This is a genomic window from Bradyrhizobium sp. CCBAU 11434, from assembly GCF_028128895.1.
GTDB classification, from domain to species: domain Bacteria; phylum Pseudomonadota; class Alphaproteobacteria; order Rhizobiales; family Xanthobacteraceae; genus Bradyrhizobium; species Bradyrhizobium zhengyangense.
Window position 1 is genome coordinate 196,117 of the sequence record NZ_LBJX01000002.1, and the last position, 17,128, is coordinate 213,244.

The 17,128-nt window shown below is 64.5% G+C and carries 17 protein-coding genes; 9 read left to right on the forward strand and 8 right to left on the reverse strand.

The features are described from left to right. Window positions 1-48: 48 nt before the first annotated feature. Window positions 49-2,028 carry a PAS domain S-box protein gene (locus XI06_RS03125; RefSeq protein ID WP_237891311.1) on the reverse strand — a complete coding sequence of 660 codons (1,980 nt, stop codon included), beginning with the start codon at window positions 2,026-2,028 and terminating at the stop codon, window positions 49-51. Between the two features lie 270 nt (window positions 2,029-2,298). Here XI06_RS03125 and thiD point away from each other — a divergent pair, with 270 nt between their 5' ends. The 5 genes from thiD (at window position 2,299) to XI06_RS03150 (ending at window position 6,809) form a co-directional block, all read left to right on the forward strand. Continuing rightward, window positions 2,299-3,099 carry a bifunctional hydroxymethylpyrimidine kinase/phosphomethylpyrimidine kinase gene (thiD, locus tag XI06_RS03130; protein WP_237891310.1) on the forward strand — a complete coding sequence of 267 codons (801 nt, stop codon included), beginning with the start codon at window positions 2,299-2,301 and terminating at the stop codon, window positions 3,097-3,099. Between the two features lie 217 nt (window positions 3,100-3,316). Further along, window positions 3,317-4,129, forward strand: a complete 813-nt coding sequence (locus tag XI06_RS03135; protein ID WP_237865002.1) for a UDP-2,3-diacylglucosamine diphosphatase — start codon at window positions 3,317-3,319, stop codon at window positions 4,127-4,129. Next, on the forward strand, window positions 4,129-5,187 hold the full coding sequence (locus tag XI06_RS03140) for a glycosyltransferase family 4 protein (protein WP_237865001.1): 1,059 nt from the start codon (window positions 4,129-4,131) through the stop codon (window positions 5,185-5,187). The genes XI06_RS03135 and XI06_RS03140 overlap by 1 nt, the downstream gene beginning before the upstream one ends. 68 nt (window positions 5,188-5,255) lie before the next feature. Continuing rightward, the gene (locus XI06_RS03145; RefSeq protein WP_237865000.1) at window positions 5,256-6,239 is read left to right on the forward strand and encodes a threonine/serine dehydratase; all 984 of its coding nucleotides are present in this window, start codon (window positions 5,256-5,258) and stop codon (window positions 6,237-6,239) included. A 189-nt stretch (window positions 6,240-6,428) separates the two neighbouring features. Next, entirely contained in the window at window positions 6,429-6,809 is a 381-nt protein-coding gene (locus XI06_RS03150) for a hypothetical protein (protein WP_237864999.1), read from the forward strand. Window positions 6,810-6,882: 73 nt separating this feature from the next. Here XI06_RS03150 and XI06_RS03155 read toward each other — a convergent pair whose 3' ends face one another. The 3 genes from XI06_RS03155 to XI06_RS03165 form a co-directional block, all read right to left on the reverse strand. Continuing rightward, entirely contained in the window at window positions 6,883-8,595 is a 1,713-nt protein-coding gene (locus tag XI06_RS03155; RefSeq protein WP_237873210.1) for a caspase family protein, read from the reverse strand. 131 nt (window positions 8,596-8,726) lie between these two features. After that, on the reverse strand, window positions 8,727-9,020 hold the full coding sequence (locus tag XI06_RS03160) for a hypothetical protein (protein ID WP_442869408.1): 294 nt from the start codon (window positions 9,018-9,020) through the stop codon (window positions 8,727-8,729). 70 nt (window positions 9,021-9,090) lie between these two features. Further along, window positions 9,091-10,488 carry a hypothetical protein gene (locus XI06_RS03165; RefSeq protein ID WP_271604678.1) on the reverse strand — a complete coding sequence of 466 codons (1,398 nt, stop codon included), beginning with the start codon at window positions 10,486-10,488 and terminating at the stop codon, window positions 9,091-9,093. 75 nt (window positions 10,489-10,563) lie between these two features. On the opposite strand from XI06_RS03165, the gene XI06_RS03170 reads away from it, so the two are divergent. Next, window positions 10,564-11,760 (forward strand): MFS transporter, encoded by a 1,197-nt coding sequence (locus XI06_RS03170; protein ID WP_237864995.1) that lies wholly within the window; start codon window positions 10,564-10,566, stop codon window positions 11,758-11,760. Here XI06_RS03170 and dgcA read toward each other — a convergent pair. Further along, window positions 11,730-12,725: an N-acetyl-D-Glu racemase DgcA gene (gene dgcA / locus XI06_RS03175; RefSeq protein WP_271604679.1), complete on the reverse strand. Its 996-nt coding sequence runs from the start codon at window positions 12,723-12,725 to the stop codon at window positions 11,730-11,732. The genes XI06_RS03170 and dgcA overlap by 31 nt on opposite strands. A 134-nt stretch (window positions 12,726-12,859) precedes the next feature. Between dgcA and XI06_RS03180 the strand changes: the two genes are divergently transcribed. The 3 genes from XI06_RS03180 to XI06_RS03190 are packed head-to-tail and all read left to right on the forward strand — an operon-like array spanning window position 12,860 to window position 15,679. Beyond that, entirely contained in the window at window positions 12,860-13,993 is a 1,134-nt protein-coding gene (locus tag XI06_RS03180; protein ID WP_237864993.1) for an MlaE family ABC transporter permease, read from the forward strand. 2 nt (window positions 13,994-13,995) lie between these two features. Next, window positions 13,996-14,778 (forward strand): ABC transporter ATP-binding protein, encoded by a 783-nt coding sequence (locus XI06_RS03185; RefSeq protein ID WP_237864992.1) that lies wholly within the window; start codon window positions 13,996-13,998, stop codon window positions 14,776-14,778. A 16-nt stretch (window positions 14,779-14,794) separates the two neighbouring features. Further along, on the forward strand, window positions 14,795-15,679 hold the full coding sequence (locus tag XI06_RS03190; protein ID WP_237864991.1) for an MlaD family protein: 885 nt from the start codon (window positions 14,795-14,797) through the stop codon (window positions 15,677-15,679). 125 nt (window positions 15,680-15,804) lie between these two features. Here the strand turns inward: XI06_RS03190 and XI06_RS03195 are convergent, their stop codons facing one another. The 3 genes from XI06_RS03195 to XI06_RS03205 form a co-directional block, all read right to left on the reverse strand. Beyond that, window positions 15,805-16,203: a hypothetical protein gene (locus XI06_RS03195; protein WP_237891306.1), complete on the reverse strand. Its 399-nt coding sequence runs from the start codon at window positions 16,201-16,203 to the stop codon at window positions 15,805-15,807. 64 nt (window positions 16,204-16,267) lie between these two features. Then, the gene (locus tag XI06_RS03200) at window positions 16,268-16,705 is read right to left on the reverse strand and encodes a type II toxin-antitoxin system VapC family toxin (RefSeq protein WP_237891305.1); all 438 of its coding nucleotides are present in this window, start codon (window positions 16,703-16,705) and stop codon (window positions 16,268-16,270) included. Then, the gene (locus XI06_RS03205) at window positions 16,702-16,941 is read right to left on the reverse strand and encodes a hypothetical protein (RefSeq protein ID WP_237891364.1); all 240 of its coding nucleotides are present in this window, start codon (window positions 16,939-16,941) and stop codon (window positions 16,702-16,704) included. Before XI06_RS03205 ends, XI06_RS03200 begins: the two co-directional genes overlap by 4 nt. Window positions 16,942-17,128 lie beyond the last annotated feature (187 nt).

Consider the following 17,128-nt stretch of genomic DNA (forward strand, 5'->3'; position numbering starts at 1 on the left):
CCCATTTAGCAAGCGGGCTGGCCGACCGCCAGACACCGGTCCGCGGCTTTACGACGTCACCGCCGCTGCCGCAAATGCATCCCTGAGCCGCTGGGCGAGCTCGGTCTTGCGATAGGGCTTGGTCAGGACGACGGCCTCAGCTTGCGCGCGGCCCTGCTCGACCAGGGTTTCCAGCGCATAGCCCGAGGTAAACAGCACCGGCAGGCCGGGACGAATACGACGGGCCTGATCGGCGAGCTCCCATCCACTCATTCCGCCGGGCATGACGATATCGGTGAACAGCATATCGATGCCGGGGTCGGCGCGCAGCCGCTGCAGGGCCTCCTTGCCGTTGACGGCGGCGACGACGCGATAGCCGAGGGCCTCCACGCGGAGGATCACCGAGAAACGCACGAACGGATCGTCCTCTGCGATCAGGATGGTCTCATGGCCGCGCGGCGCGGCTTCGTCGTTCTCGGGCATTTCGGCCACGGTTTGTCCGGCGCCGACGCGCGGCAGGTAGATCCGGACCGTCGTCCCAAGACCCTGCTCGCTATAGATCGAGACATGGCCGTCGGATTGCTTGGCGAAGCCATAGATCATGCTCAGCCCGAGGCCGGACCCCTTGCCGACTTCCTTGGTGGTAAAGAACGGCTCGAAGGCGCGCTCGATGACCTCAGGCGTCATGCCTTCGCCGTCATCAGTCACCGAGATCAGGGCATAGCTGCCGGATGCGACCTCCGGGTGAAGCGCGCGATAGTCCTCGTCGATTGCGGCGATCTCCGTGCTCAGCGTCAAATGCCCGCCTGATGGCATCGCGTCCTGCGCGTTGAGCGCCAGGTTCAGCACGGCGGATTCGAGCTGGGCGCGGTCCGCAAAGGCCTGGATGGTGCCGGAACCGAACGTCGTCCTGATCTCGATGTTCTCGCGCAAGGTGCGCTTGAACAGCTTGAGCATGGACAAGATCAGCTCGCGGCAATCGATCGTGCGCGGCTGGAGCAATTGACGACGGCTGAACGCCAGCAGCCGCTGCGTCAGTTCCGCGCCGCGTTCGCCGGACTCGCAGATGTCGTCGGCAAATTGCCGCAGATCGGGCCGCGCCTTGAGCTGCTCGCTGAGGTGCTCGGCGTTGCCGATGATCACGGTGAGGAGATTGTTGAAGTCGTGGGCGATGCCGCCGGAGAGCTGGCCGACCGTCTCCATCTTCTGCGCCTGCTGGAGCTGCTGCTCGGTCAGCTTGCGCGCGGTCAGGTCGTGAACGATGCCGACGTAGATCAGCTCGCCATCCTGCCAGGCCTGGCCGACCGACAGGTCCATCGGGAAGGTCGATCCGTCCTTGCGCAGGCCGGCGGTCTCCCCGGTTGCGAAACCCGGCGCACGACCGGTCGATGAGGGCCTCTTCTCGTCAGCCATCAGCATACCGATGTCGAGATTCATGACCTCGTCGGCGCGATAGCCGAACAGCCGTTCGCAGGCGGGGTTGAACAGCAGAATGCGGGCTTGTGCGTCGAACAGGATGACGCCGTCGACCGCGGTCTCGACGATGGCGGTGAGACGCGTCATGCTCTCGCGCATCGCGCGCTGGGCCTCGCCCACCTGTTTCAACAGCTGGGTCGCATCGCGGCTCTTGATCTCCTCCACCTCGAGCGCGGCCTGGACTTTTTGCAGCTCGAACGGGGAAGGGATCGTCAGGATTTTCGGCAGCAGGGGCCAGAGCGCGGCCGCGGTGAAGATCGACGCGACGGCGGTTGCCGCCTTGACCAGGCCCTCGATGCCATAGATCGGCACCCAGAGCGTGTAGATCGAGAGCATATGCGTCAGGCCGCAGGCCAAGATGAAGATCGCGAACGCCCAGAACACCCAGCCGAACTGGAGGTCACGCCGCTTGGTGACAAGGATCGCGAGTGCGAACGGAATCGAGAAATACGCCGCCGCGATGGCGGCGTCCGAGACGGCGTGGAGCCAGATCAGCTCGGGCTCCCACAGCAGGCAGATGCCGTGCGGTGAGAACATCGAGGAGTCGAGGATGCGTTCGAAATAGGCCCACATGATTTATTCCCAAGAGGATTGCGGGCCGAGGCCGGCCCGCAATTTGGCTGGACGAATCCATCTCCTAACGTGTCATTCGCACAGTTGGCCGCCAAGGCCGGGCGATGCCGAGGTCATATTTTCGCAGGGTATGCCCGCTTCCGGGACGACAGGGCTGCGCGGCTTTGTTCTGCCTGATTCGCCGGCTTGCTGGGGCTGCGGGGGCGCGCTAGGACAGGGCATGTGAGGACGGATCATGGCCGTGGTTTCTTCAAACAAGCGTATCCTGCGATGACCACGCCCGTGGCGCTCACCATCGCCGGCTCGGATTCGAGCGGCGGCGCCGGCATTCAGGCCGACCTGAAGACGTTTGCCGCGCTTGGCGTCTATGGCGCGTCCGCGATCACGGCGCTGACGGCGCAGAACACCAAGGGCGTCACCGGCATTCATGCGGTGCCCGCAGCGTTCGTCACCGCGCAGATCGATGCCGTGTTTTCCGATCTCGATGTTGGCGCGGTGAAGATCGGCATGGTGGCGCAGGCCGCGAGCATCGATGCGATCGCTTCTGCGCTGGCGCGCTGGAAGCCTCGTCATGTCGTCCTCGATCCCGTGATGGTCGCAACATCAGGCGATCGCCTGCTCGCCGCAGAGGCCGTCGCGGCGTTGCGCACCAAACTGATGCCGCTCGCCTCAGTGATCACGCCAAATTTGCCGGAGGCAGCCGCGCTGCTCGACGAGCCGATCGCGCGAAGCGAGGCCGAGATCGAAAGCCAGGGCCGCCGCCTGCTGTCTCTCGGCTGCCGCGCGGTCCTGATCAAGGGCGGGCACGGCGAGGGGGCGGAGAGCACCGACTATCTCGTGGGTGCGGACACCACGATCGCGCTTGCCGCGCCGCGCGTCGCCACCCGCAATACCCACGGCACCGGCTGCTCGCTGTCGTCAGCGGTGGCGGCGGGCCTCGCCAAGGGCGAGGATCTCGAGACGGCCGTACGCAATGCCAAGAGCTGGATCAGCGCGGCGATCGCTTCTGCCGACCGTTTCAGCGTCGGTCACGGCCACGGGCCGATCCATCATTTCCACAAGTTTTACTGACGCCGGCGTCTTTGCTGGCGCCGCCAGTCCGGCCATTAACCAATTTGGCCGTGGTTCCCGGCTCTTGCGAGCCGTCATTGCCTGACCATGTCGCCTGATTGTCGCATGTGACTGATATTCGCGGGGAGGGCGAGGCAAGGTTCGATTCGTATCTGAGGGTGCCTCAAGGGTTCAATCGGTCATCCCCCTGTCACGGGACACAGTTACAGGCTGGCGCATGGGAAGTTACGATGTGAGTGACGAGAGCCCGGAGCGGCGCTTTCGCACGTTGTTCATCTCCGACGTTCATCTCGGAGCCCGCGGCTCTCAAGCCGACCTCTTGCTGGACTTCCTGCGCTACCACGATGCCGACACGATCTATCTTGTCGGCGACATCGTCGACGGCTGGGCGTTGAAATCGAGCTGGCACTGGCCGCAATCGCACAACGATCTGGTCCAGAAGTTGCTGCGCAAGGCGCGCAAGGGCGCCAAGATCATTTACGTGCCCGGCAATCACGACGAGTTCCTTCGCAACTATTACGGCACCCATTTCGGCGGCATCGACGTCGTCGAGAACACGGTACACACCGGCGCGGACGGCAAGCGCTATCTCGTCATCCACGGTGACATCTTCGACCTCGTGGTGCAGAACGCGCGCTGGCTCGCCCATCTCGGCGACAAGGCCTACGATTTCGCGATCCAGATGAATCGCTTCGTCAACTTCTTCCGCCGCCTGTTCGGCGTTCCCTATTGGTCGCTGTCGCAATGGGCCAAGCAGAAGGTGAAGAACGCCGTCAACTATATCGGCGCGTTTGAGCAGGCACTGTCCGCCGAAGCGCGGCGCCACGACGCCGACGGCGTGATCTGCGGCCACATCCACTATGCCGTGATCCGCGACGAGAACGGCATCCGCTACATGAACTGCGGCGACTGGGTCGAAAGCTGCACTGCGCTGGTTGAGCACGACGACGGCCGTTTCGAGATCATCACCTGGGCGGATCATCTGCAGAAGCCGGTACAAGTGCCGCAGGTGGCAGCAAGGGCGGCCTGATGCGCATCCTGGTTGCGACCGACGCCTGGCACCCGCAAGTCAACGGTGTGGTTCGGACGCTGACCAAGCTCGCTGACGCCGCCAAAGGGCTTCAAATCGAAGGTCGCGGTGTCGAGTTCACGTTCCTGACGCCGCAATCGTTCCGCACCTTCGCGATGCCGAGCTATCGCGACGTGCGGCTGGCGATGCCGCGCCCGGCGCGCATTGTAGAGCTGATCGAGGAAGCGCGGCCCGACAGCATCCATATCGCGACCGAAGGGCCGATCGGCCTGATGGTCCGCCGCTATTGCCGCCAGCGCAAGCTGCCGTTCACGACCAGCTTCCACACGCGATTTCCCGAATATGTCCGCGCCCGCGTGCCGGTGCCGGGGTCGCTGATCTGGCGGGCGCTACGCCGTTTCCACAGCCCGAGCCGGGCCGTGATGGCGGCGACGCCCGCTTTGGCCCGGGAGCTCAGTGAGCGCGGCTTCGACAATGTCGTGCTGTGGCCGCGCGGCGTCGACACCCATCTGTTCCATCCCCGTGCCGTCGATCTTTGCCTGCCGGCGCCGATATTCCTCTCGGTCGGCCGCGTCGCGGTGGAGAAGAATCTGGAGGCGTTTCTCGACCTCGATCTGCCCGGCACCAAGGTGATTGTCGGTGACGGCCCGGCGCGCAACGTGCTGGAAGAGGCCTATCCCGACGCGATTTTCCTCGGCGAAAAGCACGGCGAGGAACTGGCGGACATCTATGCGGCGGCCGACGTCTTCGTGTTTCCGAGCAAGACCGATACGTTCGGCCTGGTCCTGCTCGAGGCGCTCGCGAGCGGCCTGCCGGTCGCGGCCTTCCCGGTGAAGGGCCCCCGCGATGTCATCGGCGATGCGCCGGTCGGCGCGTTGGACCATGACCTGGGTAACGCCTGTTTCGCCGCGCTCGACATTTCCAGGCAGGCCTGCGTCGAATTTGCCGCCGCCTACACATGGGAGGCCTCGGCGAGGGCCTTTGTCGACAGTATCCGCGCAGTCGGCGCGGTGCTGCCCGGCCTGGACGGGGTGGAACAGGCGCGCTTCGTGGCCTGACCCAGCGGGAAAAATCCTCGCGCGGAGGTGTCTTGCCCGCGCCACATCCCGCGCGATAACATCCCGCCATGTCCGAACAGCCCCTTCCGATCGGCCCCGCCGATATCGACGCCGCAGCGCGCGTGCTCGCGCCCTTCGCCGTCCGCACCCCGCTGTTGTCCTTTCCCGTGCTCAACGAGCGCGTGGGCGCAAAAGTGTTCCTGAAGCCGGAGATGCTCCAGCGCACCGGCTCCTTCAAGTTCCGTGGCGCCTTCAACAAGGTGTTCTCGATCCCGCAGAACAAGCGCGCCGGCGGCGTCGTCGCGTTCTCCTCGGGCAACCACGCCCAGGGCGTGGCGGCGGCTGCAAAAATCCTCGACATGCACGCGACCATCGTGATGCCGGGGGACGCGCCGCTGTCGAAGCGCGAGCGCACCAAATCATACGGCGCGGAGGTCGTGCTCTACGACCGCTACAACGACGACCGCGAGGCGATCTCGCGCGGCATCGCCGAGAAGCGCGGCGCGACATTGGTGCGGCCCTATGACGATCCCTTCGTGATCGCAGGCCAGGGTACCGCCGGCCGCGAGATCGCGGAGGACATGGCAGCGCTCGGCCTCTCACCTGACATCGTGGTGGCGCCGGCCTCCGGCGGCGGCCTGATCGCGGGCGTCGCTACCGCCGTGAAGGCGCGTTATCCGCAAGCCCAGATCGTCGTAGCTGAGCCGGAAGCGTTCGACGATCACGGCATCTCGCTGACTGCAGGCCATCGCGAGCCGCATCCGCCGGCGGGCCGCACCATCTGCGATGCACTGATGGCGTTGATCCCGGGCGAGATGACCTTTGCGATCAACAGCAAGCTGCTGGCGCGCGGCGTGACGGCGTCGGACAAGGAAGTCGGCGCGGCGGTTGCCTTTGCCTATCACGAGCTGAAGCTTGTGGTCGAGCCAGGCGGCGCAGTTGGCCTTGCTGCGCTGCTTGCGGGACGTCTGGATGTTGCCGGCAGGAACGTCGTCATCGTCCTCTCCGGCGGCAATGTCGATGCGGATTTGTTCGCCGAGCTGGTGGCCTGATTTTCCGGGAGATTGTGACCGCTGAACAGCCTCGTTCTGGAGACCCGCGAGGGCCAAGTAGAGATTTTCGATGAGCCGACATATTCGTTCGGTTCAGCCGATAATCTGCGAAAGTACGATGCGGAGATCAGCCTTGACGACGCTCATCTCAATTCCGTTCACGGAGCAAGAGTCGACGGGAAGTGGTCCGTGATCGTTGGCGCCAGCGGTGGATTTTCCGGTGTCCATCAGCACTCCGCTGTCGAAGTCGACGGTCGTCTATATCTCGCGGTCGGTGACCGAGTGGTCTGCCTAAACCTTGGAACAGGTCTGATGGAGTGGTCGCGGCGCGTTGATCCGGCAACTTGCTTCGGGGTCTATTGGGATCGCCCTCACGAAGCGCTCATATCTCACGGTGAGGTACAGATTTCTCGTTTGTCTCTGGTGGGCGACGAACTCTGGAGCGCGATAGGCGCCGACATTTTCTCGGAAGGGTTCAGATGTTTGGCTGAAGGCATCGAAGTCGTAGATTTCAATCGCTCAGTGTACCTTTTTGACTATCGCAGCGGTGCGGTTCTGGCCGGCCCGTAAAGTACGTGCCGCGAACATGCAGAAGGGGCAGAGCGTTCCGCTCTGCCCCTTTGTCGTTCGTTGCCTGCCGCGATCAATGCATGAAGCTGCGGTGGTTGTTGCCGCCGTTCATCGCGGGCGACTGGTTCATCGACTGGCGGAAGTTGTTGTTGCCGCCACCGTTCCCCATCGCATTGAACTGCGGCCGATTGTTCTGGACTTGCGCCTTGTTCACCGGGTTGTTGTTGAGCTTCACGACGCCGCTGTTGACGCGGATCGGCTGGTTCTGGGGCTGAACATTCGTGGTCTTCACGTCGGTGGTCTTGACGTCGACGGTCGAACCGGTCTTGCCTGTAGTCACCGGCATGCTCACGATCTTGCCCGCCGGGCCAGCATTGTTGTTGCCCGTGTTCGGCGTGGTGTTGGTCACCGGCAGCGTCACGATCTTGCCGATGCCGTTATTGTTCGTGGTGGTGTTGGTCGGCGCGGGCAGGGTGATGATCTTGTTGACGGTGCCATCGACGGGCTTCTGCACGACCGGCAGGTTGGCGTTCATCGGCAAACCATTGCCCTGCTGCATCAGCGGCATGTATTTGGGCTGGCCGAGATTGCCCATCTTCAAGGTCGGGGCGACGTTCTGCGGCGCCAGGAACTTGGTTGCCTGCATCAGCGGGATGATCTTCGGCTGCGTCTCGAGCTTCAGCGCGGCTTGCGCATAGGGGCTGTTGCCGTATTTGCTATAGAAGGCCTGGTAGCCGATCGGCGAGTTCAAGAGCACCGCTTCGTGCCAGGCCTGCGAGATCAGCAGGTTCGCCAGCAGCCAGCGGATGTGATCGCACAGCGGGTCGTGCGGATACATCGCGACGAACTCCTGATAGTACTCCGGCCTGCCCTCCGACAGCACGTAATCATAGGCCTGGCGCGCCGAGCGGCTCGGCAGGTTGGAGGCCATCTGCACCACCGGCGCATGCACCGGCGCGCGGTTGGCGGCCACGGCGGTGTCGCCGAAGAAGGTGAAGTCGGAGGTGAGCGAGGAGCTCTCCCAGGGGACTTGCGCGCCGCTGGTGGTCTGGTTCACCGCGAGCCGCACGCGCTTGAACAGCTGCTCGATCGGCACGTTGGGCTCGCGCGCTACGTTCAGGAAGGCCTGCGTATAGGGGCTGTGGCCGTTGTTGCCGTCGAGCGCTTCGGCGCCCGGCGCGGTCGAATAGCCGACGATCGAGCCGTTCGGCGCATCGACGATGGCCAGGCCGCGGCCGGCGTCGTTCACGTTGGGGAACGGATTGTTGCGGCAGGCGTCGAGGACGACGATGCGCATCCGGCTCGGGATCGTCTCGAGCGTCGACATCACGTCGACTAGACGGACGGAGTCGTTGACGAGCTCGGTCTGGTTCGAGACTTTCGCGTCGACGGGAACGAGATAGTTCTCACCGGCAAGCTGCACGCCGTGACCGGCGTAATAGACCATCGCCACGGTGTTCGGACCGCGCGCGGACACTTTTGCTGAGAAATCCTGCACCACGCGCAGCATGTCGTTCTGGCCGAGGTCGGTGGCCGAGATCACCTCGAAGCCGGCCGAGTTGAGGAACTGCGCCATCGACTGGGCGTCATTGTCGGGATTGGCGAGCTGCGGCGCGTTCCGGTAGTTCGAATTGCCGATCACCAGCGCCACCCGCTGCTCCGGGCCTTGCAGCGCAGTCGGGGCAGGCACGACGGGGGCAACTTGCGCGGAAACAGGGCCGCAGGCGAAGCCGAACAGGCTTCCCAGCAGGCCGGCAGTCATCAAGGCGGATTTCAGGCGGAACATGGCGTGCTCCTTTGGCACTCATCTCGATGCGAGATTGGTTGCGAGGAAGCTAGGTCGCGTTCGAAGCCGCGGTCCGTGATCGCGATCACCCTGGACGGGGCGTGATCTAGGTCACGCAAGGCGTCGGTGCACTAGGGGAAGCTGCGGACGACCTCAATTTGCCCGACGATCGCGGCATTGAAGGCATCGAGGTCCTCGGCCGGAATCCAATACTCCAGGTGCGAGCGGCCGCCAGCCTCCTGCACGTTGTACTTCGCAATGAAACTGCGCTTGACCGCGAAGCGCGTCACGTAGCCCACGCCGCTCGCCGGAACGTTCCAGTCGCGCGCGATCTTGATCGCATAGTCCTCAGTCAGCACCGGATAGAAGATCGGCTGGTCCCGCAGGCGTGGCGGAAACGCGCGCATGCCGGATTGCTGGATCAGCTCGAGCTCTTTCGGGCCGACAGGGCGCCAGAGGGTGAGCGTGTGTTCCCTAGGGGACACGAGCGCGCTCTTACGAGAAGAACGCGATCTTCTCGGCCTGGCTCATGCGGCGGATTGGCGCGAGTGCGTCGTTGGCGGCGGGGCGGGGCTTTTGCACGATGCCGCTGGCGAGGATGGTGGCGCCGAGCGAGGGCTCGGGCAGGGGGGAGGGCATCGGCAGCCCCGCGCTGGGGGCTGCGTCGAATGACATCGCGGCGGCCATGGCGGGGGCCGGCTGCTCCATCACTTCGGCTGCGGCTTCCGCAATGGCATCGGTGAGGCGCGCCAGCGATTCCATCGCGATCGGGGCTTCGACGATAGACTCCTCGACGACGGGCTCCTCGACCTCAGGCTCCTCGACCTCAGGCTCCTCGACATGGGGCGCGATCCATGCCTGCTCGGCGACCGGTTCCGCGATCTCTGCGACCATCGGTTCCGGCAGCGACTCCGTCACGGCTGCTGCCATCTCGGCGGGCTCGACGATCGCGTCGAACTCCGGATCGGGCGCGGCCATCGCCAGCGCGATGGCGTCGAGGATGGCGTCGTCCTCGGCTTCCGCGGCGGCATCGAGCGAGAATTCGTCGGTGATCTCGGCGACGTCTGTGGGATCGGCGAGGCTGTCCTCGACGGCCGTAAAAGTCTCTTCGACGGCGGTGTGGCTCTCGACGATCTCGAGCGCGATCGCGACGTCCATCGTCGCGTCCTCGGTGATGCCGCTGATGTCGGCGGATGCCTCGGGCTCGGGAGCGATCTGCTGCGTCTCCGCAAAAGCCACGGGTGCTTCGCTCGCCATCGCGGTGGGCGCTTCGGCCATTGGCGCTTCCGCCACTGGCGGCGCTTGCGGTGCGGGCGCCGGAGCCCGCTGTACCGAGCCTTGCCGCGCCGCGATGCCGTCCATGTCGGTCTGCTCGACCCGGTCCTTGAGCAGATCGAACGCGGCCTTGAGGTCGCCGCGCGGATCGATGGCCGACACCTGGGCGCAGGCCGCTTCGATCGAGGCGAGCTGCGAATCAATCAGGTCGCAGATTCGCCCGTCGGCGCCGATCTCGCGCCAGCGCCACGAGATCTCCTTGATGATGCGCACGCCGCGCGGGATCGGCGCGAGGCTGTTCTCGATCGCGGCGGGATCGAACGCCTTCCCGGCTGCGCTTTCTGCGTCCTCGACCGCGCGGCGGATCGCGACCAGCGCTTCGGGCAGGCGATCCTCGACGACGGGTTGTCGCTGTGCTGCAAGGGTTTCTTCGATTTTTGCGACCGCGTCGAGCACCATGCGCGTGTCGGCATTGCGGTTGCGCTTGGCGTATTCGCCGAGGAACCAGCGGCCGCGCGCGGTCTCCATGAAGGCTTCGCGGATCGCGTCGTAATCCTGCTCGTTCGGCTCGGCCGCGCGGGCAGACATGGGCGAGAGGGCGAATGCTTCGTTGGCCATGACAATCTCGTCGCGCAAATCACCGCGCGTTACTGTAACGATCACCACGATATCGACCGAATCGCAATTGGTTTGATGCCTCCCGAATCACAAATCCCCACGCCAGCAGCGATCAAGCGGCGATTCGCCGTCAGTCTCGCGCTGTTCTACGGCACGTCGTACGGTGTCCTGGGCACCCATCTGCCGTTCTTCACGGTGTGGCTGAAAGCCATCGGCATCGAGCCGGGCTGGATCGGAATCATCAGCGCCGTGCCCGCCGTCACGCGCTTCACGACGCTGCCTTTCGTGACCAGCCTCGCCGAACGGCGCCGCGCATTGCGCGGCGCGATGCTCCTGACGGCGTCGGCCACCGCGCTCTGCTTTGTGCTGGTCGGCACCCAGCGGCAGCCTTCGCCGCTGCTCGTGCTCTACATCGTGACCTGTTGCTGCTGGACTCCGCTGACGCCGCTCACCGATGCCTATGCGTTGCGCGGCGTCGCCCGCTACAAATTCGATTACGGGCCGGTGCGGCTCTGGGGATCGGTCGCGTTCATCCTCGGTGCGCTCGCTTGCGGGCTGTTGATCGACGTGATCGCAGCGCGCCAGCTCATCTGGATCATCGTCGCGATGGCGACGATCTCGGCCCTGACAGGGCTTTCGCTGCGGCCGCTGGCGGATGTGCCGCGAACGTCTGGGGTGGCGGAGGCCGGCAAGCCTCTGCTGCGCGATGTTGGCTTCCTCGCCATCATTGTCTCGTCCGCGTTCATCCAGTCCAGCCACGTCGCCTATTACACCTTCGCCTCGATCAACTGGCAGAGCCACGGTCTTGGCGGATTGACCATCGCGGGGCTGTGGACGCTTGGCGTCTGTGCCGAGATCGTCGTCTTCGCGGTGTCGCCGCGCTTTTCGCTGCATCCCTCGCTGCTGGTGGTGATCGGGGGCTTGAGTGCCGTATTGCGCTGGTCGATCACCGCGCATGAGCCGCCGATCGGCCTGCTCGCGATCGCGCAGCTCGGACATGGCCTGAGCTTCGGCCTGACCCAGGTCGGCGTGATGACTCTCCTGGTGCATCACGTGCCTCCCCGTCAAATGGCGCGGGGACAGGGATATTATGCGGCGATCGGCGGGCTGTTGAGCTCGGCGACGTCGATCATCTCGGGCGCGATCTACGCACGTTACGGCGAGGGGCTGTACTACGTCATGGCCGCGATGGCCGCGGCCGGTGCCGTTCTGATCTGGTCGGCGCGCCATCGGCTCAAGGATCAGCCCCACAGCGCGACGTCGGGCGGATAGACCAGGCTGCCGTCGTAACGAAGCCCATGATCGCGGTCGCGCGCCAGCAGCAAGGGACCGTCGAGATCGACGAAGCGCGCCTGCGGCGTCACCAGCATGGCAGGCGCCATCGACAGCGATGTCGCGACCATGCAGCCGATCATGATCTCGAAGCCGAGCGCCTGCGCCGCATCGGCCATGGCGAGCGCTTCGGTGAGGCCGCCGGTCTTGTCGAGCTTGATGTTGACGGCGTCGTAGCGCGCGCGGAGTGGCGCCAGCGAGTGGCGGTCATGCACGCTCTCGTCGGCGCAGACCATCAGCGGCCGCTTGACCCGCGCCAGCGCCTCGTCCTTGCCCGCCGGCAGCGGCTGCTCCACCAGGGTGACGCCGACGGCGGCGCAGGCGGCGAGGTTGGCTTCCAGATTGGCCTCGCTCCAGGATTCATTGGCATCGACGATCAGCTCGGATTCGGGGGCGGCCTTGCGCACCGCCGCGATCCGCATCGCGTCGCCATCGCCGCCGAGCTTGATCTTCAGCAGCGGCCGGTGCGCCGCCTTGGCGGTCGCCGCCGCCATGGCCTCCGGCGTGCCGAGCGAGATCGTGTAGGCGGTGGTGCGCATCCCCGGCTCCGGGCGGCCCAGCAGGTTCCAGGCCCGCTGGCCGGCCGCCTTAGCCTCTAAGTCGATCAGGGCGCAATCCAGCGCATTGCGGGCAGCGCCCGGCGGCATGGCGGCCTGGAGGGCCTGCCGCGTCAGCCCGCCCGCCACGGCGGCCTGCATGGCCTCGATGGCTACAACGGCCGCCTCGGGGGTCTCGCCATAGCGGGGATAGGGGACGCATTCGCCGCGGCCGGTCAGGCCGTTCTGGCTCAGTTCGGCCACAACGGTCGCCGCTTCCTTCTTGGCGCCCCGGCTGATGGTGAAACTGCCGGCGATCGGAAACCGCTCGATTCGCCCGGCAAGGGCAGGAACTTTGCTGGAAGTCATTTTGAACTCTGGCGAAATCTGAACCTGCTGGTTACCTCTAGCAACTAATATTAACCAGTTGGGGATACCTTTTCTGGGTAAGGGCGCGTGCGCAACGATCTGATTTCCCCCGCCCTGGCATGGGAGCGGGCACCTTGAGCGGCGATCCGAAACTGGAACGGATTGCCAAAGGCAATGCGCTGGCCCTCTGCGCCACCGGAACCTGGACCGCGAGCTTCGCGCCGGCCCTGGAGCGGATGGTGGCCGACGCCGAGAAGCTCGCCGGCAGCCCCCAAAACATCTTCATCGACGTCTCCGAGGTCGCCAAGCTCGACACCTTTGGGGCCTGGCTGATCGAGCGGCTGCGCCGCAGCCTGACGAAAGGTGAGGTCGAAGCGCAGATCGCCGGGCTGTCCGCAAACTATTCGAGCCTCGTCGATGAGGTGCGCCGCGTCAGGGCGACCCCCGTGGTCGAGACCTCAGCGATCACCATCACCGGCATGCTGGAGCAGATCGGTCGCGCCGTGGCCGGCGTCGGCGGCACCTTTGCCGGCCTGATCGACATGTTAGGCGCGGTGCTCGCGGCGGGCGCGCATGTGCTGATCCATCCGCGCTCGTTCCGCCTGACCTCGACCGTGCATCACATGGAGCAGGTCTGCTGGCGCGCGGTGCCGATCATCGTGCTGATCACCTTTCTGATCGGCTGCATCATCGCCCAGCAGGGCATCTTCCATTTCCGCCGCTTCGGCGCCGATATCTTCGTCGTCGACATGCTCGGCGTCCTGGTGCTCCGCGAGATCGGCGTGCTGCTGGTCGCGATCATGGTCGCCGGCCGCTCGGGCAGCGCCTACACCGCCGAGCTCGGCTCGATGAAGATGCGCGAAGAGATCGACGCGCTGCGCACCATGGGCTTCGACCCGATCGAGGTGCTGATATTGCCGCGCATGCTGGCCTTGGTGCTGGCGCTGCCGATCCTGGCGTTTCTTGGGGCCATGGCCGCGCTCTATGGCGGCGGCCTCGTCGCCTGGCTCTATGGCGGCGTCGATCCCGAAGCGTTTCTGCTGCGTCTGCGCGATGCCATCTCGATCGACCATTTCATCGTCGGCATCGTCAAGGCGCCCGTGATGGCGGCGGTGATCGGCATCGTCGCCTGCGTCGAGGGACTTGCCGTGCAGGGCAGCGCGGAATCGCTCGGACAGCACACCACCGCTTCGGTGGTGAAGGGCATCTTCTTCGTCATCGTGATGGACGGCGTGTTCGCCATCTTCTTCGCCTCGATCGGGATGTGACGATGGCGCAAGACACTCAAAACGCGATCCAAAGCCCCATCATCCGCGTCCGCGACATCACCGTGCAGTTCGGCAGCACGCGCGTGCTCGATGGCCTCAACCTCGACGTCAAGCGCGGCGAGATTCTTGGATTTGTCGGTCCCTCAGGCGCGGGCAAGTCAGTGCTGACGCGCACGATCATCGGTCTCGTGCCGAAGGTCGCGGGCAGCATTGAGGTCTTCGGCGTCGACCTGGATTCCTCCAACACGTCGCAGCGCCGCAATGTCGAACGGCGCTGGGGCGTGCTGTTCCAGCAGGGTGCGCTGTTCTCATCGCTTACCGTGCGGCAGAACATCCAGTTTCCGATGCGCGAGTACTTGCGCGTCTCGCAGCGGCTGATGGACGAGATCACCATGGCCAAGCTCGCCATGGTCGGCCTCAAGCCTGAAGTGGCCGAGCGTTTCCCCTCGGAACTCTCCGGCGGCATGATCAAGCGTGTCGCGCTTGCCCGCGCACTGTCGCTCGATCCCGATCTCGTGTTTCTCGACGAGCCGACCTCCGGGCTCGATCCGATCGGCGCCGGCGACTTCGACGAGCTGGTCAGGACGCTGCAGCGGACTTTGGGGCTGACCGTTTTCATGGTAACCCACGACCTCGACAGCCTTTACACAGCTTGCGACCGCATCGCCGTTTTAGGGAACGGTAAGATCATTGCGGCAGGGTCGATTGCCGACATGCAGGCCTCGCAGCATCCCTGGCTGAGGCAGTATTTCCATGGCAAGCGCGCCCGCGCAGTGATGAGTTGAGTAGCCGGAGCACCTGATGGAAACGCGGGCAAATTACGTATTGATCGGATCCTTCACGCTGGCGGTGATCGCAGCTGCGATCGGCTTCGTGCTCTGGTTCCAGTCGCTGCACACCACCAAGCAGCGCAGCCCCTTCCGCGTCGTGTTCGAGGGCCCTGCGGCGGGCCTGCGCAACGGCGGCAGCGTCAATTTCAACGGTATCCGGGTCGGCGAGGTGGTCTCGGTGAAGCTCGACAATCCGCGGCGGGTTGTCGCACTCGCCATGATCGAGAACAACACGCCGCTGCGCAAGGACACCCTGGTAGGCCTCGAATTCCAGGGCCTGACCGGTGTCGCCGCAATCTCGCTCAAGGGCGGTGAGGAGGCCGCGCCTCCGCCGCCGCTCGACGAGGACGGCATCCCGACGCTGACGGCGGATCCGAACAAGCTCCAGGACGTCACCGAGGCGATCCGCGGCACGCTGCAGAACATCAACAAGATCGTCGCCGACAATCAGGAGTCGGTGAAGAACTCGCTGAAGAATCTCGAGACGTTCACCAATTCGCTCGCGCGCAATTCCGAGAAGATCGATGGCGTGATGGCCAAGGTCGACGGCGTGATCGTCAAGGCCGACAACCTCATGCTCGGCCTCAACACGCTCGCCGGCGGCAAGGACGGCGGCGAGCTGTTCCTGACGGTGAAATCGATCCGCGAGCTCGCCGAGGATTTCGACAAGCGCTCCGGCGCGCTGATGACCGATGGCCGCCGCACCCTCGGCGACATCAGCCGCGCCGTGAACAATTTCGACCGCAACCCGACCCGCGTGCTGTTCGGCGCCAGCAACAGCAGTGCGCCGGCAGCCGCACCGCCTCCGGCCGAGGCTCCGAAGCCGGCACCGGCGAACGAGCGCAAGCGGCAGTAGGCGTCGAGCGTTCTAGCTTCCGTCAGTTCCCTGCATCGGTATCCATCGGAAGTCGATATCATCGGCTTCGATCACCCATACGAATGCTTTGCATTGGGCGCGATAGGCCCACTCAATCTCGTGGATCAAGTGACCGCGATCGGAGATGCGAAATTCGTCGTAGCGCCAATCACCGTGCGACGGCGCATCGGGCGAAGCTCACGGAGTGAGTAAGCATACACGGTCGGATACCTAATCTCGATGTGTCCATCCTTGTAGGCGCCGAGCAAGCGAAGCGCGATCGAACAGGATCGTTGACGAGGCTGGGAGCCCGGCCTCTCCAATACTTGCAGCGACTCCAGCCAGGCATCATGCGGACAGCGGTGATCCCTCGTATGGTAGAACCAGTCCGAAGTTGCGAGCTCATAGGCGCGAGGCGGGAACGCCGCTTGGTTTTCGGCGAGATAGGTCTGGTACCGCTCGAACGCACGTTCTGCTTCAGGATATTCATCGTCGCGCCCGTCGTCCGAGAGAATGAACACCATTAGCCGGTTCCTATCAGATCCCTTTCGTTCAAGATAAATCAGACACCGTAGGTCAAATGCCCGACTAGTCGGCCTTGCGCTCTCGCAGCGGGTTCACGAATTTCAGTCCCGCGAAATCTTTCTCGTTGTCGGTCGCAACAATGCAGTCATTGGCCTCGGCCACGGCGGCGATGATCATATCGAGAGCGCTGCGGGGCCTGCCGGTGGTGGTGCCACGCGCCATGAGGCGCGCCCAGACTAGGCTTGCTTGCTCGTCGAAAGCCAGCACGCGCCCCGCGAAAAGCGATGGCGGCCCTTCAGGACCTGCAAACCAGGCCTCTAATGCGCTCCGTTTTTTCCCCGCTGGTTTTTCCAGGATACCTTGCCGGATTTCTCCGATCGTTAAAGCGGAGACGAACAGATCATCATCGTTCTGTGCGGCCAGCCACGCCAGCAGCGTTGGCGACGGGCGCGGTGTCGTGACGTTGCTGATGATGTTGGTGTCGAGGACGTAGCGTGTCACAGGTCGACCTTGCGACCCGTTACGCGCGTGCGCTTGACCTCGAGATCGGTCCCGACAAGCGGCGAGCGTCGCAGCGCGGCAAGGATGCCGCCCTTCCTGGGAAGTTCCGTTGCCATCGTTTGATGCAGTGTGGCGCGTAGTCGTTCGGCGTCGGCGCCATCTTCGGCGAGTTGCTTGGCAAGGGACCGGATCAATTCGCGATCGGTATCGAGCCCGAGCACCTCGAATCGTCCCATGCCACGCTTGGTCAGGCGGGCTCGGTAGTTTTGAAGTGCTCTTTTTTGGGCTGTGTCGGCCAAGGGCCGTCCTCCAAGTTCTATTTCTGGATATATATCCTGAAATAGGTCGGAATGCAAACTGATCCAGCGTTGGCGCCCATACGAAAGTATGGGGGGCTGGCCGCGCCAAGGTAGGGGGAGGGGC

Bases quoted from the DNA above. Each gene is read 5' to 3' on its own strand.
- XI06_RS03205 (WP_237891364.1), bottom strand. From the start codon at position 16,941: ATGGGACGATTCGAGGTGCTCGGGCTCGATACCGATCGCGAATTGATC.
- XI06_RS03125 (WP_237891311.1), bottom strand. From the start codon at position 2,028: ATGTGGGCCTATTTCGAACGCATCCTCGACTCCTCGATGTTCTCACCG.
- thiD (WP_237891310.1), top strand. From the start codon at position 2,299: ATGACCACGCCCGTGGCGCTCACCATCGCCGGCTCGGATTCGAGCGGC.
- XI06_RS03195 (WP_237891306.1), bottom strand. From the start codon at position 16,203: ATGGTGTTCATTCTCTCGGACGACGGGCGCGACGATGAATATCCTGAA.
- XI06_RS03165 (WP_271604678.1), bottom strand. From the start codon at position 10,488: ATGGCCAACGAAGCATTCGCCCTCTCGCCCATGTCTGCCCGCGCGGCC.
- XI06_RS03170 (WP_237864995.1), top strand. From the start codon at position 10,564: ATGCCTCCCGAATCACAAATCCCCACGCCAGCAGCGATCAAGCGGCGA.
- dgcA (WP_271604679.1), bottom strand. From the start codon at position 12,725: ATGACTTCCAGCAAAGTTCCTGCCCTTGCCGGGCGAATCGAGCGGTTT.
- XI06_RS03185 (WP_237864992.1), top strand. From the start codon at position 13,996: ATGGCGCAAGACACTCAAAACGCGATCCAAAGCCCCATCATCCGCGTC.
- XI06_RS03135 (WP_237865002.1), top strand. From the start codon at position 3,317: ATGGGAAGTTACGATGTGAGTGACGAGAGCCCGGAGCGGCGCTTTCGC.
- XI06_RS03190 (WP_237864991.1), top strand. From the start codon at position 14,795: ATGGAAACGCGGGCAAATTACGTATTGATCGGATCCTTCACGCTGGCG.
- XI06_RS03140 (WP_237865001.1), top strand. From the start codon at position 4,129: ATGCGCATCCTGGTTGCGACCGACGCCTGGCACCCGCAAGTCAACGGT.
- XI06_RS03155 (WP_237873210.1), bottom strand. From the start codon at position 8,595: ATGTTCCGCCTGAAATCCGCCTTGATGACTGCCGGCCTGCTGGGAAGC.
- XI06_RS03145 (WP_237865000.1), top strand. From the start codon at position 5,256: ATGTCCGAACAGCCCCTTCCGATCGGCCCCGCCGATATCGACGCCGCA.